Annotated in this window: 18 protein-coding genes and 1 tRNA gene; 14 read left to right on the top strand and 5 right to left on the bottom strand. The window is 60.8% G+C overall.

The window, feature by feature from the left end; translation table 11 throughout:
• From BLW03_RS13460 to BLW03_RS13470, 3 genes are all read left to right on the top strand, one after another.
• Nucleotides 1-774, top strand: coding sequence for an ABC transporter ATP-binding protein (locus BLW03_RS13460; RefSeq protein WP_074654543.1), 774 nt, complete (start codon nucleotides 1-3; stop codon nucleotides 772-774).
• Nucleotides 775-850: 76 nt separating this feature from the next.
• Nucleotides 851-2,464 carry an LTA synthase family protein gene (locus tag BLW03_RS13465; RefSeq protein WP_074654544.1) on the top strand — a complete coding sequence of 538 codons (1,614 nt, stop codon included), beginning with the start codon at nucleotides 851-853 and terminating at the stop codon, nucleotides 2,462-2,464.
• Between the two features lie 54 nt (nucleotides 2,465-2,518).
• Entirely contained in the window at nucleotides 2,519-2,848 is a 330-nt protein-coding gene (locus BLW03_RS13470; RefSeq protein ID WP_074654545.1) for an EthD family reductase, read from the top strand.
• A 152-nt stretch (nucleotides 2,849-3,000) separates the two neighbouring features.
• On the opposite strand, the gene BLW03_RS13475 is transcribed toward BLW03_RS13470, so the two are convergent.
• Nucleotides 3,001-4,272, bottom strand: a complete 1,272-nt coding sequence (locus tag BLW03_RS13475) for a VWA domain-containing protein (protein WP_074654546.1) — start codon at nucleotides 4,270-4,272, stop codon at nucleotides 3,001-3,003.
• 98 nt (nucleotides 4,273-4,370) lie between these two features.
• On the opposite strand from BLW03_RS13475, the gene BLW03_RS13480 reads away from it, so the two are divergent.
• Both BLW03_RS13480 and BLW03_RS13485 read left to right on the top strand, forming a co-directional pair.
• On the top strand, nucleotides 4,371-5,765 hold the full coding sequence (locus BLW03_RS13480) for an APC family permease (protein WP_244502086.1): 1,395 nt from the start codon (nucleotides 4,371-4,373) through the stop codon (nucleotides 5,763-5,765).
• A gap of 4 nt (nucleotides 5,766-5,769) precedes the next feature.
• Nucleotides 5,770-6,522 carry a polysaccharide deacetylase family protein gene (locus tag BLW03_RS13485; RefSeq protein WP_074654548.1) on the top strand — a complete coding sequence of 251 codons (753 nt, stop codon included), beginning with the start codon at nucleotides 5,770-5,772 and terminating at the stop codon, nucleotides 6,520-6,522.
• On the opposite strand, the gene BLW03_RS13490 is transcribed toward BLW03_RS13485, so the two are convergent.
• Together BLW03_RS13490 and BLW03_RS13495 are read right to left on the bottom strand one after the other, a co-directional pair.
• A complete protein-coding gene (locus BLW03_RS13490; RefSeq protein ID WP_074654549.1) occupies nucleotides 6,519-6,836 on the bottom strand; it encodes a hypothetical protein in 318 nt (105 codons plus the stop codon). The genes BLW03_RS13485 and BLW03_RS13490 overlap by 4 nt on opposite strands.
• Nucleotides 6,833-8,416 carry an adenosine deaminase family protein gene (locus BLW03_RS13495; RefSeq protein ID WP_083350529.1) on the bottom strand — a complete coding sequence of 528 codons (1,584 nt, stop codon included), beginning with the start codon at nucleotides 8,414-8,416 and terminating at the stop codon, nucleotides 6,833-6,835. Before BLW03_RS13495 ends, BLW03_RS13490 begins: the two co-directional genes overlap by 4 nt.
• A gap of 274 nt (nucleotides 8,417-8,690) precedes the next feature.
• Between BLW03_RS13495 and BLW03_RS13500 the strand changes: the two genes are divergently transcribed.
• Nucleotides 8,691-8,765 (top strand) — tRNA-Phe (locus tag BLW03_RS13500).
• 2,011 nt (nucleotides 8,766-10,776) lie between these two features.
• Here the strand turns inward: BLW03_RS13500 and BLW03_RS20880 are convergent.
• On the bottom strand, nucleotides 10,777-10,989 hold the full coding sequence (locus tag BLW03_RS20880; RefSeq protein ID WP_212733198.1) for a hypothetical protein: 213 nt from the start codon (nucleotides 10,987-10,989) through the stop codon (nucleotides 10,777-10,779).
• On the opposite strand from BLW03_RS20880, the gene BLW03_RS13525 reads away from it, so the two are divergent.
• Both BLW03_RS13525 and BLW03_RS20465 read left to right on the top strand, forming a co-directional pair.
• Nucleotides 10,988-17,098, top strand: coding sequence for a beta strand repeat-containing protein (locus BLW03_RS13525; protein WP_083350530.1), 6,111 nt, complete (start codon nucleotides 10,988-10,990; stop codon nucleotides 17,096-17,098). The genes BLW03_RS20880 and BLW03_RS13525 overlap by 2 nt on opposite strands.
• 52 nt (nucleotides 17,099-17,150) lie before the next feature.
• A complete protein-coding gene (locus tag BLW03_RS20465; RefSeq protein ID WP_074654555.1) occupies nucleotides 17,151-18,248 on the top strand; it encodes an OmpA family protein in 1,098 nt (365 codons plus the stop codon).
• Between the two features lie 343 nt (nucleotides 18,249-18,591).
• On the opposite strand, the gene BLW03_RS13535 is transcribed toward BLW03_RS20465, so the two are convergent.
• Nucleotides 18,592-20,850, bottom strand: a complete 2,259-nt coding sequence (locus tag BLW03_RS13535; RefSeq protein ID WP_139285203.1) for a putative bifunctional diguanylate cyclase/phosphodiesterase — start codon at nucleotides 20,848-20,850, stop codon at nucleotides 18,592-18,594.
• Between the two features lie 310 nt (nucleotides 20,851-21,160).
• Between BLW03_RS13535 and BLW03_RS13540 the strand changes: the two genes are divergently transcribed.
• The 6 genes from BLW03_RS13540 to BLW03_RS13565 all read left to right on the top strand — a co-directional run bounded on the left by BLW03_RS13540 (nucleotide 21,161) and on the right by BLW03_RS13565 (nucleotide 26,886).
• The gene (locus BLW03_RS13540; protein WP_083350531.1) at nucleotides 21,161-21,343 is read left to right on the top strand and encodes a Flp family type IVb pilin; all 183 of its coding nucleotides are present in this window, start codon (nucleotides 21,161-21,163) and stop codon (nucleotides 21,341-21,343) included.
• An 88-nt stretch (nucleotides 21,344-21,431) separates the two neighbouring features.
• Complete coding sequence (locus BLW03_RS13545) at nucleotides 21,432-21,965, top strand: A24 family peptidase (RefSeq protein ID WP_074654557.1); 534 nt, start codon at nucleotides 21,432-21,434, stop codon at nucleotides 21,963-21,965.
• A gap of 3 nt (nucleotides 21,966-21,968) precedes the next feature.
• Nucleotides 21,969-22,787: a Flp pilus assembly protein CpaB gene (cpaB, locus tag BLW03_RS13550; protein WP_074654558.1), complete on the top strand. Its 819-nt coding sequence runs from the start codon at nucleotides 21,969-21,971 to the stop codon at nucleotides 22,785-22,787.
• A complete protein-coding gene (locus BLW03_RS13555) occupies nucleotides 22,787-24,235 on the top strand; it encodes a type II and III secretion system protein family protein (protein ID WP_074654559.1) in 1,449 nt (482 codons plus the stop codon). Before cpaB ends, BLW03_RS13555 begins: the two co-directional genes overlap by 1 nt.
• A 26-nt stretch (nucleotides 24,236-24,261) precedes the next feature.
• On the top strand, nucleotides 24,262-25,530 hold the full coding sequence (locus BLW03_RS13560; protein WP_170835037.1) for a CpaE/TadZ family protein: 1,269 nt from the start codon (nucleotides 24,262-24,264) through the stop codon (nucleotides 25,528-25,530).
• Between the two features lie 75 nt (nucleotides 25,531-25,605).
• Entirely contained in the window at nucleotides 25,606-26,886 is a 1,281-nt protein-coding gene (locus BLW03_RS13565; RefSeq protein WP_244502087.1) for a TadA family conjugal transfer-associated ATPase, read from the top strand.
• The last annotated feature ends 7 nt before the right edge of the window (nucleotides 26,887-26,893 follow it).

Genomic DNA, 26,893 nt, shown 5'->3' on the forward strand with positions numbered 1-26,893 from the left:
TTGCTCGAACTGCTACGGGTTACAAAACGGTACCGCGGTATTCCGGCGGTGGAGGATGTCAGCTTTCGCCTGGAGGCCGGTGGTGTGCTCGGCTATCTGGGCCCGAACGGTGCGGGCAAATCGACGACGGTAAAGATGATCACGGGCATGGTGGAGCCGACGCACGGCGAGATTTTATTCCGTGGACAGAGCATCTTTAAGGATCTTCCCGGGTATCGAGCGCGGCTGGGCTATGTGCCGGAGGAAGCGCAGGTTTACTTGCATCTGAGCGGCCTTGAATACCTGCAGCTTGCCGGGCGTCTGCGGGGGATGCCGGAAGTGACGATCGAGCGTAAGGCGCGGGCGCTGCTGGAGCTATTTGGTCTGAAGGCTGCGGTGGAGGCCCCGATCAGCGACTACAGCAAGGGCATGAAGCAGCGTGTGCTGCTGAGTGCGGCGCTGCTGCATGATCCGGAACTGATCATCTTCGACGAGCCGTTGAGCGGTCTGGATGCCGTGACGGCGCGGCTGTTCAAGGACCTGCTGGTGGTGCTTCGCAGGGAAGGAAAGGCGGTGCTGTACATCTCGCATGTGCTGGAGGTGGTGGAGCAGGTATGCGATCGCGTGATCATCCTGGCTGCCGGGAAGGTGGTTGCGGATGCTTCGCCCGGAGAACTGACGCGCATGACTTCGCAGCCAACGCTGGAGCGCGTCTTTGCGCAGATGGTGCAGCAGCGGGATACGGCGGGTGTTGCAGAGGACCTTGTCAGCGTAATGCGGGGCGCGAGTGTTTAGGCGGCTGCGCCTGGTCGCGCGCGGACTGTTGCAGCCAAGGCATCTGTCGCCCCGGAGGGCGCTGACGGCCCATTTTTTGCGGCAGTTCTTTCAGGGTGGCGATGCCGGGTCGGCGGAGACATCTCTGGTCCGTGCGCTCGCCGGTGTGGCTGCGCCGATGCTGATGGCGGCGTTCTGGATTGTGACGCTGGCGGGCAAGCTCTCCTCGTGGTCGGCAGCCGGTATCCACTACCTGTTCGTGCTGTACGCGTTCTGCGCCATGGGGTGTGTCACGACGCTGCAGTGGGAGCGACTGTTTCCGGAACGCATCGACTTCCTTGTGCTGCTGCCGCTGCCATTGCGCGGCCGCATGATCTTTGCGGCTAAGCTGCGCGCCGTTGCCGCGCTGCTGCTTCTGTTCCTGTTCTCCGCAAACATCTTCGGGACGCTGCTGATGCCGGCGCTTACCGGCCGTCGGCTGCTGACTGCGATGGCTGCCCATGCTGTGGCGGTCTTTGGAGCGGGCGCGGCCTCGGCGCTGGCGGTGCTGGCACTGGAGTCGCTGGTGATCGCTCTTGTCCCGGAGCGCCTGTTTCGCTACGTCGCTCCCACCGTCCAGACAGTGCTGGTGGCGTTGTTTCTGGTGCTGTTCCTGCGCATGGGTGTTGTGACGGAAGGTTTGCCCGTGTTGTTCTCAAGTCAAGGGAATGTGACGCGCTGGTTTCCGCCGTTGTGGTTCCTTGCTGCGTATGAGGTCTGCGTGGGAGGCGCGGCAGCGACACCGTACGCGCATCTGCTGGCGCGCCAGGCATTCCTGTACCTTCCCATCCTGCTTGCGTGCGCGGTCGCTTTGTATCCCACGGCGTGGGTACGAAGGCAGCGCATGGCGCTGGAGGGGACGCGCAGCGCGACGTTGCGCGATGGAGCCGTATGGGCCGGCGTGGTGCATCGGACTGTGTTGCGCACGGCGGACGGACGCGCCGTCTTTCACTTCATGCGGCAGACGCTGGCCCGGCTGAGTCGCTATCACGTAGGCCTGGCGGCGTATGCGGGCACGGGCATAGCGCTTAGCCTGACCGCTGCTGTGAAGGTGGAAGTGCGTGGCGGTAGCCTGCACGTCGGCCTGATCGAAACAGGTGCGCAAGCGGTGATGCCATTGCTGTTGTTCTGGCTGGTGGCGGGTCTGCGAACGGCGTTTTCGCTCCAGGCAGATATGGGCGCGCGGTGGGTCTTTCGGCTCGCGGGACTTGAGACGCGGCGTGTGATTACCACGGCGAAGCTGTTTGTGTTCAGCGGCTGCTGTGCCCTGATCGCGCTGGTCGTGCTGACACTCGCAGGCTGCGGCTGGCGTGGTGTGGACCTGGCGCTGCAGGGGGTCTACGGTTTGCTGTGCGCTGTGCTGTTGACGGACCTCTTCTTCTACCTGGAGGCGCATGTGCCATTCACGCGTCCGCCGCTGCCGGGCCGGACCAGTCTGCCGATGACACTCGCGGTCTACATTTTCGGTGTGCCCGTGTTGCTGCTGCTGATGGTGACACTGGAACGCTGGACCGGCCATCATGCGCTACGTGTTCTGGAAGCCGTTGGCGGAATCACCGGAGTGCATGCGTTGATGCACTGGTTGCGTGGTCTGCCTTCACATCCCGCTTCCGCGGATGTTTTTCTGGATGAGTTGACGGAGGAGATCCAGACACTCGGCCTGAGCGGGTAGGCTTGGTCGGGAGAGGCGTAGCGCAGCCGAAGAGCGCGCCCCTATACTCTCCGCATGATCGTTCTCTCCGTGCTGTATCCGAAGACTGCCGGCGCTCGTTTCGACTACGAGTACTACCTGAACAAGCACATGCCGCTGGCGAGCGCGCGTTTCAGTAGTATGACGAAGTCTACGGTGATGCGTGGCGTGTCTGCTCCTGACGGCAGCGCACCTGCTTATGAGGTCCTTACGTTGCTTGAGTTTCCGTCCGCGGAAGCGCTCGCTGCTGACATGGAAGCGCATGGTGCCGATGTGACTGGTGACGTTCGGAATGCAACGGACATTCAGCCGTTGCTGCAGATCAATGAAGTGCTGGAGCAGGGGCCTGCCGGGATCGATCTCTAAGGCCGGAGGACCGCAAGCGGGTGCCTCTATTCCTGTGTGTTGTTTGCGCAGGAATGGGCTTGATGCGCAGGGTGCTGACGAGCGTTTTGCGAACCCACTCATGACGATGGTGCCGTCATGAATGGGGCGCCCGGTTTCGTTGGTAGACGGAGCTACCTCATTTCGCCGCCGGTGTAGTAGCCGTCGCGTGCCTGCAGGATGACCTTCTTCTGTTTGGGCGTGTCGACAATGAGCTTGTGATATCCCGGCTCGTTGTTGCCGGGCGAGAAGCCCAGGCGGTATTGGCTGCGTAGCTCTTCGGCGATCTGCCGGTAGATCTCGGTCAGCGGCAGCTTTTTGGATACCTCGTAGACACGACCACCGGTCTCGTCGGCCATCCGCTCCAGAATTTTCTTGCCGTCGACTCTACGTTCGCCGCCGCCACCGCCACCGGTGCGTCCACCGCCGCCGGGGAAGCCACCGCCGCCACGTCCGCCACCACCCATGCCGGGGATGTGGCCAGGGAATCCGCCACCACCGCCGCCGTGGTCTTCTTCACCCTTGTAATAGATTGCGTAGATCGTCGCATCCGTACGCTGCGCAGCCTCGATGGCGTCGGTCAGGGACTCCTTGCTGCCGCGATCGTCGCCGTCCGTCAGCAGGATGATCGCTTTGCGTGAAGGGCCGCTCGTGACAGTCGATTTGGCCGAAGCGTCGCTGCCTGCGACCGCTTTGCTCTCGGCCGGTGCGGTGGGCGCCTTCTTCAGCACCTCGTTCGAGGAGAGATAGACTGCGTCGTACAGGACGGTGCCACCACCGCGGCTGGAGCCGCCACCTTGCCCTCCGCGGCCACCCCGCCTGCCGCCGTACCCACCATTGTTGCCACTGCCGGTGTCATTCGGATCGTTGCTATTTCCGCTGTCGTTTGGATCGCCGTTACGGAAGCTGGGCCGGCTGTCCGTGTCGGCCTCGATCTTCTGCAGGCCTGCCTGCAGCCTGGGCAGGGACGGCGTCACGTCCGCCAGCAGGTCGGCCGACTTGCCAAACTGCACCACGAAGGCGCGGTCGCGGCCGGGTGTCAGCATGCCGTCGAGAAACGCTGACGATGCCGTGCGCTCCGAATCCAGGACCGTACGCTGGCTGCCACTGACGTCGACCAGGAGGCCCACCGTCAGCGGCAGGTCATCTTCGCGGTCGAAGTAGCGGATGGACTGCGGCTTGCCGTCGACGGTCAGCGTGAAGTCATCCTTTGCCAGCGTGCGGATGAAGTGGTCCTTGTTGTCGCGCACGGTGACGGGTACAACCACCAGCCGTGCATCGACCTTTAGCGTGGTGGTCTGCGAAGCGGGGTCAGCCTGCGTTGCCGATTGGGCGAGCGCATGGGGCAGGGTTGCGGCGGCACACAGCAGCACGCTCAAGGCGGAGGAAGGACTGCAGAATCGCATAGCTGATTGGACGGTATGGGTGTCCCGGAGTCTACGTCGCCAACGGAAATGACGCGGAAAGACAACAGCCTAAGGCCCTGACGCGATACCATCGCCGAATGATCCCAGTACAGCCCAGGTCCCACACAAGCGGTCTGCAGCGCGGCATGGGCACCGCCGGAGCGCTGGGCGCGAATGTGATCGACATGGTCGGCGTCGGACCGTTCATTACGTTACCGCTGATCGTTGGCGTCATGGGAGGCCCACAGGCCATGCTGGGCTGGTTGCTGGGTGCATTGCTGTCCATGGCGGATGGCTGCACATGGAGTGAACTCGGCACAGCGCATCCCGAAGCCGGCGGGTCGTATGCGTACCTGAAGCACAGTTTTTCGCCGCGATGGGGCCGTGCGTTCTCGTTCCTGTATGCGTGGCAACTATTGTTTTCTGCGCCACTCTCCATCGCTTCGGGCTGCATTGGATTCGCGCAGTATGCCAGCTGGTTTCTGCCGGGCGCGACGCATACCGTGCAGACACTCATTGCGATCGCCGCCTGCGTCGCGTGCACCGCCCTGCTATTTCAGCCGGTGCGCAAGGTGAGTGAAGCGACGAAGGCACTGGGCATCGTGGTGCTGCTGACGCTTGTGGCTGTCATCGTCATCGGATTCACGCACTTTTCCCCAAAGCTCGCACTATCGTTTCCGCCGGGAGCATTTCACCTGGGTCATGCTTTCTTTCTTGGACTCGGTGGCGGCCTGTTGATCTCGGCCTATGACTACTGGGGCTACTACAACGTCTGCTTCCTGGGGGCAGAGGTGCGCGACCCCGCGAGGACGATTCCGCGGGCGGTGCTTGGCTCCATCGCCATCGTGGGAACGCTGTACCTGTTGATGAATACGGCTGTGCTGGGCGTGCTGCCCTGGCAGTCTTTGATCCATGAGGACGCGGGCGCACGGCAGTACACCATCGCCATCTTCACGCAGACGGCCTTCGCCTCGCATGCCTGGTCACACACGGCTGCCAGCGGTGCCGTGGTGTTAATTGCCGTGGCATCGCTTGCATCGGTTTTCGCGTTGCTGCTGGGCTATTCGCGCATCCCGTATGCGGCGGCAGAGGATGGTAACTTTCCTGCGATCTTCGCGCGTCTGCACCCGAAGCATCGCGTGCCCACAGTTGCTCTGTTGACGCTGTGCGGTGTCACGCTGGTGTGCTGCCTCTTTCGTTTGCAGGAGGTGATCGCATCGCTGGTGGTGGTTCGCATCGTCTTTCAGTTCCTGCTGCAGGGCGTTGCCGTGATGATGCCGAAGCACCGTGCGGAGCGGAGGCAACGCGGCCGCTTCCGCATGCCGCTTTACCCGCTGCCCACGCTGCTGGCGATGTGCGGCTTCGTCTACATCCTGCTGTCACGCCCACGCCTGCTGGTGGAACTGCGGCCCGTGGCATTCGTGCTCCTGAGTGGCCTTGCGGTCTATGGCGTGCGAGAAGTCCTGTCGCGTCGTGCACAGCCGGTAGACTAGGCCGATGAATGCGTTGCTCGATGTTGGCGCGGGTGCTGCTGCTTTGGGGCTGCTGGCCGGCGGCTATGCCTATGCGGCGAACTGGCCGACGTCACAGATCTTCGGCAGAACACTGATCGCTGGTCGCGACGGTGCTGATGGCCTCCATCGCGTCGCGCTGACCTATGACGACGGCCCCAGCCCGCGCAACACGCCGGCACTGCTTGACCTGCTGGCAGACCATCATGTACATGCGACGTTCTTCCTCATCGGCGAACATGTGCGCAAGCATCCGGATCTGGCCCGCCGAGTCGTTGCGGGCGGACACGTCATCGGCAATCACACGGCGATGCATCCCAACCTTCGCAAGAAGTACGATGCGCGTGTGCGCGGAGAGTTGGCGACCTGCCAGAAGACGATCGAGGACACGCTTGGCATCACGCCGGTGCTCTTCCGTCCTCCGTATGGCGCGCGACGCCCCGGCGTTCTGCGAATTGCACAATCGTTGGGACTGACACCGGTGATGTGGAATGTGACCGCGCACGATTGGGATCCGATTGGATCGGACGCGATCCTGGCGCGGATCGACAAGGGAATGCGTGCGAATGGGAAGCGCGGTGTTGCCTCCAATATCCTGCTGCACGACGCCTCACACCTTGACGGCATCGAACCTGCGTCGCGTGTCGATACCATCACGGTGACTCGCACGCTGCTACGGCGCAAAGGGCTTCACTTTGTGACGCCGCTGGACTGGCTTGAGGACTTCCGCAAGCACTAGAAGGACGTGTAGGTCTCCTTCACGCCGATCTGCGTGAACACCACAACCACCAGGATCGTAATTGCCAGGGCGATGGTGGCAGAGATGGCACATGTCTTCATGCGCTTGCGCAGCGCGCCGTAGCCCAGCAGTGCTGCGTATACGAGCACAACAGCAATCAGCCAGTCGAAGTCATAGGTGCGGGTGTACAGCTCCGTGTGCGCCGTCACGCGCGAGATCCGCAGCGCCGGTACTGCAGCGCCCAACATGAAACCGCCAAGCGCCGCTACAAACAGCAGCAAGGTCTGCCCTAGAACTGCAAGTGCCGTTCTCATCGTGTCTCCTTCGTAGTAGCCACCGCAGTCGACTCAAATGCGCGGAAGCGCTTTTCCAGTTCCCACTGCTGTTGTGCCTTGTCACTTGTCTTCAGGAAATCCGCGCATGCGGCGGAGGGCGCATCGCCCTTGCTGGTGATGCACTCGTGCCGCATCGCAGCGAATTTGTCGCGCGCTGCCCACAGGCTGTCGCCGGGAAGGAACGAGTGTTCCAACGAAGCTCGTGCGGAAGACTTCAGCTGAGCGTACGTCAGGCCCTGTTCCATCACGGCTCGCACATACTCGTGGGTTAGATCGATGCGCGACACGCCTTCATCATCTGTCGAAAGTGCAAACGGCACGCCTGCACCGATGTAGCTCTGTAGCGAATGATCCTTGCCTCTCACGCCCAGGATCACATCGTTCGAAGTCAGGTTGATCTCAACCATTACGTGCTTCGCGGCCATGTCTTTCAGCAGCGCGTCCGCGCCGTCCTCGAACATGACGTCAACGCCATGTCCAATGCGCTCGGCGCCGGCCTTCTCGACCGCATCGTGGATGTGAAACCGGAGACCATCCGGCGGCACCATCCCCGGACCAAGCTCGCCGGCGTGCAGCGACAGGTGCACCTTGGGGTAGGTCGCATGCAGATACTGCAGCATCGTCATCTGGTTGTCGTACTGCGACATCGCCAGGAAGGCGTCCTCCGGTTGCACGAAGTTGATGCCAACCACGCGCGGGTCGACGCTTGCGACCTCGTAGCCAAGCAGCGTCTGCGCAAAAACGCGCTCCGGCGGAGCGGATCGCAGGATCTGGTAGATGTAGCGCACCTGCACCCTGCATGCAGGCTTTGCTTCCGGCGTGCCGCAGTGCTCACGCGCGTTGCGTGTCGCTTCGAGAGCGTCAATCTCTGCGCGATCTGTAGCGATGTTGTCCCGCAGCCCACCGGCGAGCAGCGCATCGCGCATCTTTGCAGGATCGCCATCCCAGTGCTGCTGCGCTGCAAGGCGTATCGCCATGCCAAAGTCCGGCGTGTTCATCAGTTCGAGATACTGCTCGTTCTGCGAGGCAGCACGGGTGGCGACTTCATCCACCCACTCACCCTGGTGGCTCTTCGCAATGCCGCCGAAACGGGCAAAGGTCGCGAAGAACTGATCGTGGCCGCTCCAGCCCGCACTTGGGACGAAGGAGCGCATGCTGAAGCTGTCGACCAGCCTGTCGTAAAGCCCCTGGTCGCGGAAGGCGGTTGCAGCAGGCTGCGTGCCCTCAACGCATACGGGCTGTGGCGGCAGGCTCTTCGTAAGGCCGCGGTTGGGCAGTAGCACGCCCTTGATCGGGTCCACGCAAAGATTGTCTGCCGCGGCGTTCTGCAAAAAGGTCTCCGCATAGACGGCACCTGACAGGTGTACATGCAAGTCGCCGCCCTTGGGCATGCTGACCAGCAGTGCGCGCAGCGCAGCGGGGTTCGATCGAAGTCTCTCAATCTTTGCAGCCATCCGCGCTTCACTGCTGCCAGCGGCAGCCTGTGCGGATGCACCCATCGAGGCAGTAGCCGTCGCGCCCAGTAGCGCAACACGGAAGACTTTCTTCCACGAAACCATTCGGATCTAACCTCATGAAGCGCCGGCAAGCCGCCAAGGACGGGCTCTTTGCGCAGTGTGGGAACGATGCCTAAGCATATCTGACGGAGCACTGCGCGCTGCAGGGAAAGGTCATCGGCCAAAGGAATAACGGACTCCGATTTGGCGCACCGGCCATGCGTTGGTATACTCAGGAAGTCGTTCCAGCCGCCGCAGCAAGCAGAGGATTTGGAATCACCGGCGGCACCAAGGGACCCCGGGCTTCAGCCCCCAAAGCAGAAGTGATACATCCCACGGCCAGATAGCTCAGTGGTAGAGCGCGGCCCTGAAAAGGCCGGCGTCGGCGGTTCGATCCCGTCTCTGGCCACCACTCCTTCAACATCTAAAGAGTCCGAGCCGCGCTCCTTGAGCGTAGCTCCGTGGCATGCCCGCGGCCATGGGAAGGCCCTCGCGTCGGCGGTTCGATCCCGTCTCTGGCCACCACTCCTTCAACATCGAAAGAGTCCGAGCCGCGCTCCTCGAGCATAGCTCCGTGGCATGCCCGCGGCCATGGGAAGGCCCTCGCGTCGGCGGTTCGATCCCGTCTCTGGCCACCACTCCTTCAACATCTAAAGAGTCCGAGCCGCGCTCCTTGAGCGTAGCTCCGTGGCATGCCCGCGGCCATGGGAAGGCCCTCGCGTCGGCGGTTCGATCTTATCTCTGGCTACCACGAATGTATTCATCGAGCGCGCAGGGCTGACCGGAAAGTGCGAAAGCTTGCGGATCAACTCATGAATTGGATCGAGTCCCAAATCGCAGCTCAGCGCGAATGCTTCGCGCGAGACATTGACCTTGGCAGTCGTTACGGTGGAGCCAGCACCTGGGAGTGCCTTCGCTGCCTTCTAGCATGCTTTGATGGAGGGGAGCGCCGGGGTTCGCCGGCCGCGCATGTGTAGCAAAACCTAAAACGAATGGCGCTGCCGTTCAGGCAGCGCCGCAGGGGTTTTGGGGCCCAGGCTCTGCTTTGCCTGTTAGCCATTCATGGTGCTGCAGTGACGCCAATTTCTCAGCCGCGGCGAGAATCATAAACTCGTCGACGGACAAACTCTGAGCCTTGGCCACCTCCACGATTTTCGAGTACAGAATCTCGGGTAATTGCAAGGAAGCGGTCATTTAATCCTGGGAAGACCGCGGTGCAGCGTACGGCGATAAGTGAACAACAGCGTACGGCAGGAGCGGCCGGGGAGTTAATGGATGTTAGGTAGAAAACCGAGCGCGCGTGCGTCGGCATCAGTCAGTTGCCGGTGAACAGTCTCTCCACCGTCGATAAGCTTGAGGACATCGTCGACTTCATTCTCTGTGAAGCAGGTAAGCAAGCAGGTCCGCAACGCGTCGGGAGAATCACAGGTAAACGGTTCAGCCGAGTGGAAATTAACCTCGGTTAAGGCAATGCAGCTCATGCGCACATAGATTTCATCCCCATGTACGGGAAAGATGCTTAGTAAATGATTTTTCAAAAGAGTGATCTGCCTCTGAACGTGCGGCAATAGGTGCTTTTTGCCTGCACAAGGATTCAAAGTATGAGGCAGTTTTCGCCTTTTTGGTTTTCCATAGGACCTGTCTTTCGGCAGGCACTCATACGTTGCATTTGGCACAGGGAGAACCCTCAGGGTGTTGGAGGCTCTTTCGCTGCTAAGGAATCCTAGCGTCTTCGAAGCTGCGCCGAAGGCGCACTGGCGCGGATTGCGGTGGGCGATGGAGCTTTCGCGTCGTTCTGCCGAATCCAGCTGTCGTGTTCGAGGCGGCTGAGTTTCTCGGCAACGGCGAGGCTGATGAAATGGTTGAGCGAGATCCCTTCCTGGCCTGCAATCTCTGTTGCCTGCAGTCGAATGGACGGGCAAAGACGGAGTGGGAAAGATAAGGCGCGTTTCTGTTCCATGTTTCCTCGGCTGCCCCATTTGGATGCGAGCGCTCTACTGGCTGACCTATGAAGAAAAGTGATTGACCGCTTGGAATCGATGGGTGGCTGAACCGCCCATTCGACTGACGACACTTCGCCTCACTCGCTGAGGTCGACGTAGTACAAATGCCCTACATATCCCTACATGCAATAGCCCCGTACCAGGCTGAGTCGGATAACCGTCTCAGTCAGGTAGGTGACATATGGGGAGGTTGCCACGCATGCCGACCAGGAGCAACACCGCTAAAGTGGTAGGCGCGCAAAACGAATATAGTTTTCCGTCTTGTGAAAGTGTGCGTAGCTAACCCCTTGCATTTCAATAAAAGACCTATTCCCAATTCGGGAATTTGCTTTTCTTTGTTTTAGGGGCAACCTTTTGCTCTCCGCAAACTCCTGATTCGCCAATTGTCGCCGCTCTCGTGACGCGATCCGTCCTGGAGTGCTAGATCGCTGCTTCCGCGAGCGCCTGAGAAGGATCATGACGGCGATCCCTTGCCTGTTTGAAGACCCTGATATCAAGCGTGATATCCAAACTCGGCTTTATGTTTTCCCGGGCGGGAAAGCGCTCTGCATCCGGCATACAAGCAAATAGAGACACGTAAGCACATCCATTTGTGCCAGCTATTTGACCTGCCTTTTGCTTAGGAGCCGCCATGGAAATACCTCGGTCTTTATCCGCCGCTGACGCTGCGCTGAACATGCGAGTGAATCATCCCTCGCTGACGTTTGTTCCCTCCGCAGTGCGCAGCCGCACGCTCTGGACGACCAGGCAGACAAGACAGGTCCTGTCTGTCCTGTTGCTGCTTCTGCTCTCCAGCTTCATGGGATTCCTAGCGGGTTGCGGCGGCGGAGGCTACGCAGGCACGGGCATCACCAGCCTGTCGAAGAGCACGGCAACGATCGACGCAGGCCAGTCCTTCAGCATTGCTGCGGCAAACCCGGGGAATCTGCCGCTGACATGGACGTTGACAGGGCCAGCCTGCAGCGGCGCTACATGCGGTACGTTGTCGGCGAGCGACAGCGCATCCAGCACGGTCTACACGGCACCCGCGACGGTCACGACGCAGATGACGGTGACACTGAGCGCGACCGTATCCGGAACGCAGAGCACAAAGGTTGTTGTCATCACGGTCAACCCGGCGCTGGCGATCACGGGCACGACGCCGTCCGGCGTTGTTGGCGCCGCTTATAGCGCGACACTTGGCACCACGGGTGGCACGCCCACAGTCACGATGAGCCTGGTTGGCGGCACGCTGCCGGCCGGCCTCACATTCGATCCCTCGACGGGAAAGATCACGGGCACGCCGACTGCTGCGGGCACCTCCAACTTCACCATCCAGGCTGTGGATCACAGCGACGTCGTAGCGACCGTAACGTCGTTGCGGCAGATCACCATTGGCACCGCCGGCGCAACGCTGAGCGTCACCGGCACTCCTCCTGCGGGCGTCGTCGGCACCGCGTATAGCTACGCGCTGCTGGCCAGCGGCGGCACATCGCCTTATACGTGGGGGATTACGTCGGGCGCGCTCCCGGCAGGGCTGACTTTGTCCTCCACGGGCGTGATCTCCGGAACGCCCACGACTGCAGGCACCTCCAGCTTCGTGGCAACGGCTACCGACGCTGCTGGCAATAAGGCTGGTTCCTCCTTCGGCATCGTGATCACTGCAGCGGTACCCACAGGCACCCTCACCATCACCACAGGAACGCTGCCAAACGGCACCATCAATGTGCCCTACAGCTCCGTCATTGGAGTCAGTGGCGGCACCGGTCCTTACACCTGCACCATCGTCAGCGGAACGTTGCCAGCGGGGCTCTCGCTCGGCGCAGGCTGTGCGGTGACGGGTACGCCAACGGTCACGGGAACCAGCGCACTCGGCGTCCATGTGACGGACTCCTCCAACCCGGCGCTGAGCACCACGGGGAATGTCAGCATCACCATCGGCGCCAGCACCCTGGGCATCACCAGTGGAACGCTGCCGGCCGGCACGGTTGGCACGGTCTACACGGCGACCATCCCGGTCACGGGGGGAACGTCCCCCTACACCTGCACGCTCACCAGCGGCACGTTGCCTGCAGGCCTGACGCTCGGAGCTGGTTGCACCGTCACCGGCACACCGACAACGGCTGGCACCAGCACGGCGACCATCACCATCAAGGACGCCTCCAACCCGCAGCAGACGATCACTCCATCGATCAGCATTACGATCGCTCCCTCTGCGATGAGCGTCACCAGCGGCACGCTGCCGAGCGGCACCGTCGGCACGGTCTACACCGCGACCATTCCGGTCACGGGTGGGACCGGACCTTACACCTGCACACTGGCAAGCGGCACACTACCCGCGGGTCTGACGCTTGGAGCTGGTTGCACCGTGACGGGAACGCCGACGACTGCCGGCACCAGCACGCCGACCATCACCATCCACGACTCTGAGAATCCACCTCAGACGATCACACCGGCGATCAGCGTCACCATCAACCCCAGTACCCTGGTCATCAGCAACGGCACGCTGCCGAATGGCACGGTTGGCACGGTCTACAGCGCACCCATTCCCGTCACGGGTGGCACGTCGCCTTATACCTGCACACTGACCAGCGGCACCCTGCCCGCGGGCCTAACGCTGGGAGCAGGTTGCACCGTCACTGGCACCCCAACGACGTCGGGCGTCAGCACACCGACCATCACCATCAAGGACTCGTCCAGCACGCAGCAGACGATCACGCCGACCATCAGCATCACGATCGCTCCTGCGACCTTGAGCCTGACCAGCGGCACACTGCCGAACGGCACGGTTGGCACGGTCTATAGCGCTTCGCTTCCGATCACGGGTGGCACGGCGCCGTATACCTGCACGGTGACCAGTGGCACCTTGCCCGCAGGCCTGACACTTGGCACTGGTTGCACCGTCACTGGTACGCCAACGACGGCCGGCACCAGCACGCCAACGATCACCATTCACGACTCTGAGAATCCAGCTCAGACGATCACGCCGACCGTCAGCATCACAATCGCTCCCGCGACCATGACACTGACCACCGGCACGCTGCCGAACGGGATGGTTGGCACGGTCTACAGCGCTCCGCTCCCGATCACGGGTGGCACAGCGCCTTACACTTGCACACTGACCGGCGGCGCACTGCCGGCAGGTCTGACACTGGGAGCTGGTTGCACCGTCACCGGCACCCCGACGACGGCCGGCACCAGCACACCCACGATCACCATTCACGACTCGGCGAATCCAGCTCAGACGATCACGCCGACCATCAGCATCACGATCGACCCCAGCAACTTCCGGGTGACGAACGGTACGCTGCCGGACGGCACGGTAGGCATCGTCTACAGCCAGTTGATTCCGATCGTTGGTGGCACCTCGCCTTACACCTGCGCTCTCGCTTCGGGGGCCATGCCTCCTGGCCTGACGGTGAACGCGAACTGCACCGTGACCGGAACACCGAGTGCGGCGGGAACCTTCTCGCCGACACTGACAATCCACGACTCCTCGAACCCGCAGCAGACCATCACGTCGGCTCTCAGCATCACCATCAATCCGAGCGCTCTCGCAGTCAGCAACGGAACGCTGCCTGCTGGTACGGTTGGCACGCTCTACAACGCAACTATCCCGGTAACGGGTGGAACCGCACCCTATGCCTGCACACTGACCGGCGGCACACTGCCCGCGGGCCTGACGCTTGGTGCAAACTGCGCTGTGACCGGCACTCCGACTACGGCCGGTACCAGCACGCCGACCATCACCATTCACGACTCCTCGACCACGCAGCAGACCATCACGCCGACGATCAGCATCACGATCAATCCTGCGGCGCTGACGGTTGGCACCGGATCGTTACCGGGTGGCACGGTAGGTGTCGTCTACACGCAGCCGATCCCCGTCACGGGCGGCACCGGTCCCTACACCTGCACGCTGACCTCGGGCACACTGCCCACCGGTCTGACACTCGGCGCAGGCTGCACGGTCACCGGTACTCCCACGACGCCTGGCACCAGCACGCCGGTCATCACCATCCACGACTCGGGTAACCCGACGCAGACCATCACCCCGACGATCAGCATCACCATCAGCCCCGCACCCCTGGTGCTTGGTACTGGCGCTCTGCCGAACGGAACGGTTGGCACGGTGTACACGGCAACGCTGCCGGTCAGTGGCGGCACCTCGCCTTACACCTGCACGCTGGGCGGTGGCACACTGCCAGCTGGTCTGGCGCTGGGAGCAGGTTGCACCGTGACCGGAACACCGACCACGGCTGGCACCAGCACCCCCACCATTAACGTGTCAGACAGCAGCAATCCGGCTCTCACAACGTCTGGCCCGGCGAGCATCACGATCGTTGCCGCGCCTCCCACACTCGTGATCAGCTCACCGCCTCCTGCAACCGTGAACGTGCCCTACACCGGCACCATCCCGGTCACGGGTGGAACCGGACCGTATACCTGCCAGGTCGTCAGTGGCACGGTACCCGGCCTGACGGTGAATGCAAACTGCTCCATCACCGGCACACCCACCACGACTGGCTCCACACCCATCTCGGTCACCGTGACCGATTCGAGCCAGCCGCCTGCAACGAAGACTGGCACCACCACCATCACGGTCAACGCGGCCACGACCACACTCACGCTGACGTCTCCTGCCACGGCGACGGTCACCGTTCCGTACACCGGCACCATTGGTGTCACGGGCGGCACCGGTCCCTACACCTGCGCAGCCCCGGCAGGAACCATGCCGGCCGGTCTGACACTCAATGCAAACTGCTCCGTTACCGGAACGCCTACGGTCGTGGCTGTCACGCCGGTCAACGTAACCGCAACGGATTCGGCTAGCCCCGCAAACGTCACCACCGCACCGGTCACCATCACCGTGCAGGCAATCCCTGCGCTGACGCTGACTGGATCCCTGCCCAACGCAACGGTCGGTGTGGCTTACACGCAGACACTGCAGGCAGCGGGCGGCGTTGGTCCTTACACCTACGCGGTCACCGCAGGCGCTCTGCCTGCCGGTCTGACACTCGCTACGAACGGCACGGTCAGCGGAACACCGACTGCACCTGGCGCCAGCAGCTTTACTGTCACCGCAACCGACTCGGAGGGCACGCCGCAGACGGCGAGCCTGCCGCTGGTGTTGCTGGTGGTCTACCCAACCACACCGGACGACGCCAAGCTGAAGGGACCGTACGCGTATCTCTTCACAGGCAATGACGACGTCCTGCTCGGCATCCTCGCCTACCGTACGGCCACGGCAGCAAGCTTCACCGCGGACGGAACGGGCGTCATCAGCGCCGGTGAGATGGACAGCAATCACCAGACGTCCACAGCTACCGGCAATACCATCGCGACCAACGAGTTCGTCGGCACCTACACCATCGGTACAGACCTTCGCGGATCGCTCACCCTCAGCACGCTCAACGCAGACGGTACTGTGCAGTCCAACACCACCTATGCCATTGCACTCCGCGCGCCGGTTTCGCCGGTGACGATCTCCTCAACCGCCAGCATGACGTTGGCTGACACCAACCTGCTTGCTTCAAGCAAGGGCTCCGGAACCATCATGCTGCAGGACGCGACGAAGTTTGCCGCGGGCCTGACCGGTAGCTATGTCTTCGGTCTCCAGGGTGATGCACCCTGCTTCCCGACCTGCACTTTGGGCCTGGTTGCGGGACCTGCTGCTTCGGTCGGACAGTTCACGGCGACCGCTGGCACCATCTCGGGAACGGGCGACGCCAACCTGGCTGCAACCAACTACCCACAGTCCACACTTGCAGGCAGCTTCGGTGCGGCCGATGCAAATGGACGCTTACAACTCAGCATGACCACCTCCGGCCTGGCGGGTGTGGCCTTCCCAACCGACTACGCGGTCTATGTGGTCGATTCCAGCCACCTGTTCGTTGTGTCGACGGACAAGCACTCCTCCTTCGTCCTGCAGGCTGGTACGGCGCAGCTGCAGACGCAGGCTACCTATAACAATGCGTCGATGAATGCACCCTTCGTCGGCTATGAAAACTCCCCGGTCAACCCTGGACTGGTGGGCGCCACACTGCAGAGCGTTGCCAGCCTCTCGTCCGCAACGATCTTCCGCGGAACGGGTAACGGCAACGGAACCTGCACAACCACCAACGTGGACACGGGCGGCACCACCGGCCTGGTCAACTCCATCGTCGGAGCGGTCGGCGGCGGGGCTCCCCTTATCGGAGGCCTGCTGGGTACCTACCAATCGCTCGGCAACAGCAATTGCGCGGTGACTTCGAACGGTCGCGTGGTGCTGAACTACCCAGCACCGAGCTCACTCCTGACCTCAATCCTTGGTCTGCTGGGAGTCCAGGCAGTGGCGCCGGCACCACGCATCGTCTACCTGGTTTCGCCTAACACCGGTTACTTCCTTGAGAGCAGCTATGCAGGCGTCGGCAACATTGAGGCGCAGGTGGGTGCTCCCTTCACCACGGCAACGCTGAACGGAAAGTTCCTCTATAACCAGGTTCCGGCCAGCACGATCGCAACCATCAGCAGCTCCGGCGAATTGACTGCCGACGGAGCAGGACACACCATCTCCACCCTGGACGAGAACATAGGCGTTGGTTCCCTCAACGTCCTTTCCCTCGGCGTCACAGGAGCGGATACCTACACCCTGACGGACGGGGTTGCAGGACGCTACACGCTCGGGAATTACGGCACGGTCTACGCCATCTCTCCCGGCAGGTTCGTCCTTCTGCAAACAGATGCAGTGGGTACTTCACCCTACATCGCCCTGCTGTACTAGGGTTCCTAAACGGCACGACCGGGCAACACCCGGCAAGGGAAAGGTATAAGGCATGCGTCTGATCACTGCTTCACTGCTGATGGCTCTCTCCGGACTCCCACTTGCGAACGCGCAAGTGGGAGCCTATGACCCCACACCGAGCGTCCCGCGCTTTACCCTGGCGGCTCAGTACAACTACATCCGCGCCAATGCTCCCCCGGCCGGCTGTGACTGCTTCAGCCTGAATGGTGGAGATCTCCAGGCAGGTGTCACCATTCGTTACTGGCTCCGTGGCGTTGCCGATGTTGGCGGCGCGCATGCCAACACCATTGGTCCGCTGGGTCAGAACCTGACGCTGCTGACCTACATGGGCGGCCCCGAAGTTGTTCTGCACGGCCGCCGCATTGAGACCTTTGCGCACGGCCTGTTCGGTGCCGCGCATGGCAGCGACTCATACTTTCCGACAACCACCACCTACAGCACCTCTGCCACCAGCTTTGCGTACAAGGTTGGCGGTGGATTCGATTATGACCTCACTCATCGGCTTGCGATCCGGGTGGTGGAAGTGGACTACCTTCACACCGGATTCCCAAACGCTGCCAATAACTCACAGAGTCACCTGGTCGTGGGTGCGGGCCTGGTCTTCCACTTGCGCAACAAAACCTGGACGCCGGATCCCGGCAACCAGCGCCGCGATGCAAACAAGGCTATGCATGACATGGACATGCAGGCCCTGAAGCCGCCAACGCCGCCGCCGTCCGCACCAGCCCCGGCCCCGGCAGCACCACCGCCGCCTGCCCCGGTCGTGGATAACGCGCCCATCAGTGAGGCGACCTTCCACGAGCACATCAAGGATGCTTTGTTCGACTATGACAGCTACGCGTTGCGTCCCGATGCGCAGCAGGCGGTGCAGGAGGCTGCGGCATATCTCAAGTTGCACCCGTCGGTCATGGTGCTGGTTGGTGGCTACTCGGACGAGCGGGGAAGTGCTGACTACAACCTGGCTCTGGGCGACAAGCGCGCCACCGCCGCACGCGAGGCGCTGATCCTGAATGGTGTCAGTCCGGATCGCATTGAAACCATCAGTTACGGCAAGGAAAAGCAGGTCTGCACCGCGGAAGACGAAGCCTGCTTCCAGCTCAATCGCCGAGCTGCCTTCATGCCGAAATAAGTTAACCCTCCCCATGGCGGCCGGCCTCTGTCACTGCGAGGCCGGCCTGAGGAGATTCCATTTCCCACACCGCATTCCTGCCATGGATGCGGTGTTTTTTTGCGCCTGAAGGAACCTGCAGTGCAGACCAGGCGGCGAGGATCACAAAGGGGATAGTGGAGGTCGGAAGGGAGGGCCATCGCAGGCGTTTAGAGGCCTCTGGACAAGGCCGGACGGTCCATCCCGACCGGATGCCAGTAGCAGAGGTAAGACGGCCAGCGGCGGGCCTCGCACAACTTGCGTGAAGCGTGGAAGGGTGCCACGGTGCCTGATTCACTCGGCACCGTTCGTGATCGACTGGCTTCTACCGCTCTTTTGGAGTGGGGAAGATCATGGGGGGCGCGAGAGCTGCAGCGCCGTGCATCTGCAAGCGCTTATTGACAACTGGCGGCAACATCCGCGTGGACTTGGAGATCGTCAGTCCATTCCTCAGCAGACCGATCATCATATCCATGGGTACAGGCCTGCTGTAAAGATAGCCCTGCGCATGCATGCATCCCTGCTTCAGCAACGCAGCTTCCTGCTCGACCTCTTCAACGCCCTCGGCCGTAACGGACATCCGGAACTCGTGCGCCAGCGCGACGATGAACAGCACAAGGTTTGTCCCACCCTCGCTCTGGTTCATCGCCCGCACAAACGATTGATCCACCTTCAGGGTGTCGATGGGATAGCGGGTGAGATAGCTCAGGGAACAGTAGCCCGTGCCAAAATCATCGAAGGCCACCTTCACACCCAGCGCACGAATGTCATGTAGTAGCGACCCGATGGACGTTGCATCCCTGATAAAGATGCTCTCCGTAATCTCAAGTTGAAGCTGAGAGGGTGGCATGGATGTCTCATCGAGTACATCCTGCAGAATCTTCAGAAAGGGTGTTTCGAAGAGCTGCCGTGGCGACACATTCACGGACATCAGCAGGTCTCTGGAGGAGTTCTCCTGCAGGGAAGCAAAGTCGCGGCAGGACTGCTGCAGCGTCCAAAGGCCGATGGCCAGGATCTGACCGGTCTCCTCTGCAAGTGGAATGAAGCTTCCCGGTGCGACCAGTCCACGCGTTGGATGGTTCCAGCGAATGAGCGCTTCCACGCCATAGATGCTGCGGTCGCGCATGTCGACGAAGGGCTGGTAGTACAGAACGAACTGCTCGTGCTCTACCGCAGCCTTGAGCTCCATCTTTCTTTGCTGCGCTTCCAGCAGGTCGTCGCGCATGCTAGGGGCAAAGAAGATGCATTGTCCTCCACCGCTGCGTTTCGCAACCTGCATGGCGGTGTCGACGTCGCGGAAGATCTCATCCGCGCTGCTCTGGTTGTTGTTCACCTCGCAAAGCCCGAGGCTCGCGGACAAGTTCACGACCGCGCTGCCGACCGAGATCTGCTCTTCGACGCTGGACAGCATCAGGTGTGCCTTGCGGCGCGCCTGCTCCGGGGTTGGCAGATGCTTCAGCACCAGCAGAAACTCGCCGCCGCCCACACGCGCGAGGACGTCCATTTCCATGGCGAACCGTCGTAGCCGCTTCGATACTTCCAGCAGGACAAGATCTCCGGTGGCACGGCCCACAAGATCGTTCACGCTCTTCAAACCATCCAGGTTCAGCAGGATGACCCACGGCCGCGATTTCTTGTTCTGCTTGGACTGCAGCATGTCGGCCAGCTTCATGGAGACTGAGGTGCGATTTTCAAGACCGGTCAGCGGATCGTGAAACGCAGCAAACAGCAATCTTCCTTCGGCGCTCTGACGTTCCTGCATCTCCTGCAGCAGCGCTTCATTCTGCAGCCGGGTGACACGCTGGTCCAGGAGGGCATCCCGCATGCGCTGCTGATCCAGGCTGACCTGCAATTCCTTTGTGAGCAGGAACGTCTGCCTGCTTACGCTGGTGGCGGCCAGGGCAATCACCAGCACGCTGATCGTTCCCAGGCATAACGCAGTCAGCGGAATACCGGCGGCAAGATAATCTTCCGCGCCCGCAAGGCCCATCGCTCGATCCACCTGAAAGGTGAAGACAAGGCTGCCGCTCATCAGCAGTCCCATGACGGGCGCGGCCCATAAGGTTCGAAGGTTCCATGCAGACTCTTGTAATTTTGCGAGTGCGCCAATCTTCAGGAATAGATAGGCCGCAGCAGTTGCCACAAGAAACGACAGGGCGGATGTCTCATAGACGGTTGGGTCGGCCCGCATCCGCAGCAGCGTCACGTCGCCCACGGCAGTAAGTCCAAAGGCAAGGGCCAGGCTGCTGGCGATGACCCAACCCGTCGGCAGGCGACGGCGGCTCAGTGCGAACAGGGACCAGACACAGCCTGCACAGGCGAAGATTGCCTGCACGATATGGTCTGGTAGCGCCGCCGGCAGTGACCCGCCGATGCCTTGCGCTGCAAGCTCCATCGTGCAGGACACGCCCAGCGCTACGGCGAGTGAGCCACAGCCCAGCCACAGGGCAAGCCGCGTACCGGAGCAGCGCTGAACCTGCCTGGCAAGTTCAAGGATCGTATGCGCCGTAAGCGTCGGCACGACCAAGAGCGCGATGACACGCGCAACGCTATAGCTCTCAAAGGAAAGATGGTTCCAATCCATGCGGGAATTCCTTTCCTGCGCAGAGCGAACCTGATTCGTCAGCGCATTCAAGAGTGCTCTGACAGAACACCTGCAAGTAGTTTGTAACCTAATCGCCCTAGAGGTTGTATTGGGTTTTGCGCTGCACAACCGATATGTGCAAAGAGTGATATCACCGTGGATATCCAAAGCTGTATTTATGTCATGCACATACTTTTTGCGCTAATCCACGGTGATAGTCTCACCCCAATAGAAGGGCGTGCAGAAATAAAACATCTGCTTCCGCCGAGTAGTTAATGCTACACAAAACCCTCCCCATTAAGGAAAACCAATGAAGAATCTGACCCTGAACGTAAAGAACCTTATCTCTGATGAATCCGGACAGGACCTGATCGAGTACGCGCTGATCGCGTCTCTTATTGGTTTGGTGGCTGTTACTACACTGACCAGCGTTTCGGGTGCGATCACCGCTGTCTTCGGACGCGTCGTCACTGCCCTCGGCCCCGCCACCTAGAGACAGGCGCGGGGCGGGTTTCGGTACCCGCTCCGCACTGGCTTTCCTTATTCGATGAACTGCGGCACTTGAATCTCTGGACGGTGACATGATCAGCATAGAAAAAGATCTTACGTACGCCGCCGCCGCTAATATCGTCGCCCTCACCGCAGCAGTTTGGGATGTGGCGACGCGTAGAATCCCAAATCTTCTTGTGCTGGCCGGCCTTACTGCGGGCCTTGTCCTGCATCTTGTCTACGACGGCTGGCACGGCCTGTTCTCTGCGCTCCTTGCGGGTTTCGTTGCGGGCGCCATCTTTTTTATCTTCTATAGCGCAGGCGGTATGGGAGGCGGCGACGTCAAGCTGATGGCCGCCGTGGCGACGCTTTATGGCTTCGCAAGCATGCCCTATCTATTGGTACTTACATCGCTTGCCGGCGGTGTCCTGGCCCTCGCCTTCGCGTTACGGCATCATCGCCTGAAAGAGACCCTCTTCAATGTCGGCACACTCGCTGCGCACCATGCGCACGAGGGACTTACGCCGCACGACACGCACCACGTCCGCAACAAGTCATCCCTGCGTCTGCCTTATGGCGTTGCCATTGCTGCGGGATGTCTTCTGGTTGCAGCGGGGCGTGGCTAACTTATGATCGCTCGTCGACTTATCCTTGCCCTGTGCGTTGCTATCCTTGTCTCCGGAATTTTCACTTATTTGCTTAGCCGCCGGTTTTCTAAGTCAGCCCCTGCCGCGGCGCAGTTGCGTTACGTAGCGACCGCGAAGAATCTTGAGGCAGGCCAGATACTGGAAGCGTCCAACCTGACCATGGTGAACTGGCCCGTCGGTCAGCCGTTGAAAGGCGCTTTTCTTAAGACGGAAGATGTTGTCGGCCGCACGGTGATGTATCCCGTTGCGGGAGGGGAACCGGTGCTTGACCGCCAGGTCTCTGCGATCGGCGCAGGCACGGGCCTGTCCACGCGGATCCCTCAGGGTATGCGGGCACTCTCTCTGAAGTCCGACCAGGTTGTAGGCGTTGCAGGCTACCTGCTTCCCGGCACACGAGTCGACGTGCTCGTAACCTTTCACACCCCTGCTTCTCCCGATCCCGTAACGTCGACCGTCTTGCAGGACGCGCAGATCCTTACTGCCGGTCAGAAGATGCAGCCCGACCCCGATGGCAAGGCGAGCACCGTGGACGTGGTTACGCTGCTGGTCACACCCGCCGATGCAGAGAAGGTTGTGCTTGCAAGTGCGCAGGGTACAGTCCACTTCGTACTCCGCAATGGAGCCGATCATGAGTTACATGATGATCCGCCGACACAGCTCTCTTCGCTGGGTGCAGCGGTTCGTGTAACTCCAGTGGTAAAGGCCGCCCCGGTGAAAACCGTAGCTGCTGTGCCCCAGGGGCCCAAGCCTTATCGCGTAGAAGTCGTCCGCGGCGACAAGCAGACCATGGAGAACTTCTGATGCGCACAAATTTGCTCTCCCTCTGTCTGTCTGCGGCAATGCCAATGGGTCTTTGCGCCACTCCGATCAGTGCCGCCCAGCAACCGATCGCTGTTGCCGCTGTTACGTCCGCGCCCGCCCCATCTGCTGCCGCGAACGACACGGCCTTTACCAGCACCAGCTTCTCTGGTGACATGCAGCACATTACGGTCGGTCGATCCATATCGCTGCGGACGGCGCACCGGCTCGCGAAGGTATATGTCACCAATCCCGCAGTCCTGTATGCGTATACGGCGAACCCCAATGAGGTTTTGTTGACGTCCAAGCAGCCCGGCATCAGTTCTGTCGCGCTCTGGGATGAGGCGGGTGGATCGCAGACGTACCTCTTCTCGTCCGACATCGACACGGAAACGCTGCGTAAGTCCATTCAAGGCGCCATGCCCACCGAAGACATCCATGTGCAGTCTGAAGAGGGGCGCGTTGTTCTCTCCGGCAGTGTCACCACAGCGGCTGTCTATGACGCGGCTTACAAGATGGCAGGACTGTATTCGAAGGATGTCTCCAATACCCTGGTCGTGAATTCATCCGCGATCAAGCAGGTGAAGTTGAAGGTGCGCATCATTGAGGTCGACCGTTCCAAGCTGGATCAGTTTGCCTTTAATTTCTTCAACGCGGGCGGCAACATACTGGGCCAGACCACCACGACGCAGTTTCCATCCACGCTCAACGCATCTACAAGCGGATCTTCCAGCAGTAGCAGTGGTGGCGGTGTAAATTCCACGGCTGGCAACAAAAGCGTCTCTGTCACGAATCCGTTGAACTTCCTGCTCTACAGCTCGCAACTCAATGTGGGCGCTACGTTACAGGACCTGGCGTCGCGACAGCTTCTGCAGATTCTTGCTGAACCCACGATCACCACACTGAGCGGAGAAAAGGCTAACTTCCTCGCTGGTGGTGAATTTCCATTCCCCGTCGTGCAGGGTGGGGCGGGCGGACTTACTTCCATCACGATCCAGTTCCGTCCTTACGGCGTGAAGCTGGAGTTTCTGCCGCTTGTGAATCCGGATGGCACCATTCAATTGAAGGTAGCGCCGGAGGTCAGTGCGCTGGATTACACCAACGCGGTGCAGATCAGCGGTTACACCATTCCGGCCATCTCCACACGGCGTGCAGAAACGCAGGTAATCCTTCGCAGCGGTCAAAGCTTCGCCATCTCCGGCCTGCTGGATAAGCGGACCACGGACCAACTCGGCAAGACACCCGGCATCGCAAGCGTTCCAGTGCTGGGAGCACTGTTCAAGTCGAAAGACATCAAGCGATCCACGACAGAGATTCTCGTCCTCGTTACCCCAGAGATAGTGGATCCTATGTCGGCTGCTCCGACCTGGGTGGAACCAACCTCTCCGGTTCCGACGCTGGATGAAAAAGAATTCGATCAGGCAATGCCAAAGATCAAGCCGAAAAATTAGGAGCATTTATGACAGGAGATCATTCGTTGAACAACGCAACTTACAACGAGGATGGGCTCTCCGTCGTGGTGCTCACCGTGGCCCTGGAGTCGGGCGGGGCAGATCTGGTGGAAGAGGCCGTTCACCAGAAGCACTGGAACGCGGCGAACTCGCGTCACAAGCATTACATCTCCGGAGCGAGACGGCCCGCCTTTGCTCTGGGCCTGAAGCCTTCCAATCAGTATGTGGCGTTGGTGAATTTCGATCAGTCCGTCGAACAGGCATCGGAGGCTGCGCGTTATCTCTCGCAGACCTTTGCGGGACATGTGACGGTGGTAGCGGTAGCCGCATCGCTCAATCCGGAAATCATGCTGGCAGCAATGCGAGCCGGCTGCAGTGAATTCCTTTCCGATTTGAAATCGACGGAATTGCGGGAGCTATTTGACCGCCTTGAGACGCGATGGATAAATACCGAAACCGTCGAGCCGGCACCCCAGGGATCCATCCTGTCGCTATTTGGAACCAAGGGTGGCGTGGGTACCACGACACTCGCAGTGCATCTCGCCATGTTCCTCGTGCAATGCCATGGCAAGCGCACGCTGTTGATCGATCAACGCCGTGAGCTGGGCCACGTCTGCGTCTATCTGGGGATAGATGGAAGCCGATGCCTTTTCAGCGAAGTGGTACGTAACTTCAACCGTCTGGATAGCGAACTGTTGAGTGGGTTCGTCGGTCATCACAGCAGCGGTCTTGACATTCTTTCCTCGACCGATATCAGCGGCTCGGGCGCTTCCGTCAACGGGGACGCCGTCGCACGTACACTGGCATTTCTTCGGAGCGAGTATGACTACGTCGTCGTTGACGGCGGCCCCCCGGTCGATGAGACGTCCGTTGCGGTACTCGAAGCGTCGTCGCACCTGTACGTCATAGCCAGCCCTGAGATTGGTGCGGTGCGTGACCTCTCTCGTTACATCGACAGGCTGGCTCCAATCGATTCGTTTTCCGAGAAGATCAAGGTTGTGCTGAATCGCTCCGATGCACAGCATGCCATCCACATTGACCAGATCGAGAAGGCAGTGAAGATGCCGGTTGCGATTCAACTACCGGACTGTTATGCGGAGCTGGTTCGTTCCCACAACCTTGGCGAGCCGATCTCTCCCAGTGCGAAATCCGCCATGGCGCAAGCCGTGGTGAAATGGGCAGATTCGATCGTGGGTAGTTCCAGCCGAATCAAGGCCAATCCCAAAAAGAATGGTCTGTTCTCGCTGCTTAAGCAAGGTTTGCCGCCGCGCGTAGCGGTAACGCGCGCGAACTGATCGGGGATATAGATGGCGACATCGGATGCCTTATTCTCACGGCCGAGTACCGCGCCTTCGCGCATAAGCCGCGGCGTGCCCGATAGCGTGCAGCAACACCTGAAATCGGTGGTGCACCGTGAGCTTGTCCAGCGGCTCGACCTGGATCGCCTGGGCGAGATGAATGAGACACGCGCCGGTCAGCAGCAACTGCTGCTGACAATCCAGCGCCTGATCGGCGAGCAGACCGTGCCGCTGAGCGGTGCGGAACGCGATAAGCTCTCGCAGGAAATTCTGGACGAGGTCTTTGGCCTCGGTCCCATCGAGCCGCTGCTGAGCGACTCGACCGTCAGCGATATTCTCGTCAATACCTACAGTTCGGTGTACGTGGAACGTCGCGGTGTGCTTGAACTTACCGACGTTGTCTTCAAAGACAACCGTCACCTGATGCACATCATCGACAAGATCGTCTCGGCGGTCGGCAGACGTGTCGATGAATCCTCACCCATGGTGGATGCACGTCTCGCCGATGGCTCCCGTGTCAATGTCATCATTCCTCCGCTTGCCATCGACGGTCCCATTCTTTCCATCCGTCGTTTTGGCAGCACGCCACTGGGTCCCGAAGATCTGCTGCGCACGCAGATGCTCACGAAGCCGATGCTGGAGCTGTTGCAACGCGCGGTAGAGGCACGCATTAACATTGTCGTCTCAGGCGGCACGGGCGCTGGTAAGACCACGCTCTTGAATGTCCTCTCTGGCTTCATCTCCAGCAAGGAACGCATCGTGACGATTGAAGATTCTGCCGAGTTGCTGATGCGGCAGGACCACGTGGTTCGGCTGGAGACGCGACCACCCAACATGGAGGGCCGTGGCGCGGTACGTCAACGCGAGTTGATGATCAACGCGCTCCGTATGCGGCCCGACCGCATTGTGCTGGGCGAGGTGCGCGGCGAAGAGACCATTGACATGTTGCAGGCCATGAACACCGGCCATGACGGGTCACTGACAACCATCCACTCCAATTCACCGCGCGATGCGCTCGCCCGCATGGAAACCATGGCCATGATGGGTGAGATTCGCCTGCCGGAGTCAGCTATCCGCGCGCAGATTGCTTCCGCCATTCACATGGTCGTGCAGGTTGCCCGCATGGGCGATGGATCGCGCCGTATCACGCACATCACGGAACTTACCGGCGCTTACAGCGAAGCCATCAGCATGAATGACCTGTTCCTTTTCGAGAGGAAAGGTATGGGCGCCAACGGGAAGCTACGTGGTCGCTTTTACTCCACGGGCATCATGCCGCGGTTCGCAGAGAAGCTGACCGCAGCGGGCATCGCGTTACCGGCGGGACTGGTCAACCATTCGGTGGAGATCTGAGGGATGC

The sequence above is a fragment of the Terriglobus roseus genome (genome assembly GCF_900105625.1).
In the GTDB taxonomy this organism is placed as follows: Bacteria; Acidobacteriota; Terriglobia; order Terriglobales; family Acidobacteriaceae; genus Terriglobus; species Terriglobus roseus_B.

What these genes read in the sequence shown, in the direction of transcription:
- BLW03_RS13470 (WP_074654545.1), top strand. Translation starts at nt 2,519, where the DNA reads ATGATCGTTCTCTCCGTGCTGTATCCGAAGACTGCCGGCGCTCGTTTC.
- BLW03_RS13475 (WP_074654546.1), bottom strand. Translation starts at nt 4,272, where the DNA reads ATGCGATTCTGCAGTCCTTCCTCCGCCTTGAGCGTGCTGCTGTGTGCC.
- BLW03_RS13480 (WP_244502086.1), top strand. Translation starts at nt 4,371, where the DNA reads ATGATCCCAGTACAGCCCAGGTCCCACACAAGCGGTCTGCAGCGCGGC.
- BLW03_RS13485 (WP_074654548.1), top strand. Translation starts at nt 5,770, where the DNA reads ATGAATGCGTTGCTCGATGTTGGCGCGGGTGCTGCTGCTTTGGGGCTG.
- BLW03_RS13490 (WP_074654549.1), bottom strand. Translation starts at nt 6,836, where the DNA reads ATGAGAACGGCACTTGCAGTTCTAGGGCAGACCTTGCTGCTGTTTGTA.
- BLW03_RS13495 (WP_083350529.1), bottom strand. Translation starts at nt 8,416, where the DNA reads ATGGTTTCGTGGAAGAAAGTCTTCCGTGTTGCGCTACTGGGCGCGACG.
- BLW03_RS13525 (WP_083350530.1), top strand. Translation starts at nt 10,988, where the DNA reads ATGGAAATACCTCGGTCTTTATCCGCCGCTGACGCTGCGCTGAACATG.
- BLW03_RS20880 (WP_212733198.1), bottom strand. Translation starts at nt 10,989, where the DNA reads ATGGCGGCTCCTAAGCAAAAGGCAGGTCAAATAGCTGGCACAAATGGA.
- BLW03_RS20465 (WP_074654555.1), top strand. Translation starts at nt 17,151, where the DNA reads ATGCGTCTGATCACTGCTTCACTGCTGATGGCTCTCTCCGGACTCCCA.
- BLW03_RS13535 (WP_139285203.1), bottom strand. Translation starts at nt 20,850, where the DNA reads ATGGATTGGAACCATCTTTCCTTTGAGAGCTATAGCGTTGCGCGTGTC.
- BLW03_RS13540 (WP_083350531.1), top strand. Translation starts at nt 21,161, where the DNA reads ATGAAGAATCTGACCCTGAACGTAAAGAACCTTATCTCTGATGAATCC.
- BLW03_RS13545 (WP_074654557.1), top strand. Translation starts at nt 21,432, where the DNA reads ATGATCAGCATAGAAAAAGATCTTACGTACGCCGCCGCCGCTAATATC.
- cpaB (WP_074654558.1), top strand. Translation starts at nt 21,969, where the DNA reads ATGATCGCTCGTCGACTTATCCTTGCCCTGTGCGTTGCTATCCTTGTC.
- BLW03_RS13555 (WP_074654559.1), top strand. Translation starts at nt 22,787, where the DNA reads ATGCGCACAAATTTGCTCTCCCTCTGTCTGTCTGCGGCAATGCCAATG.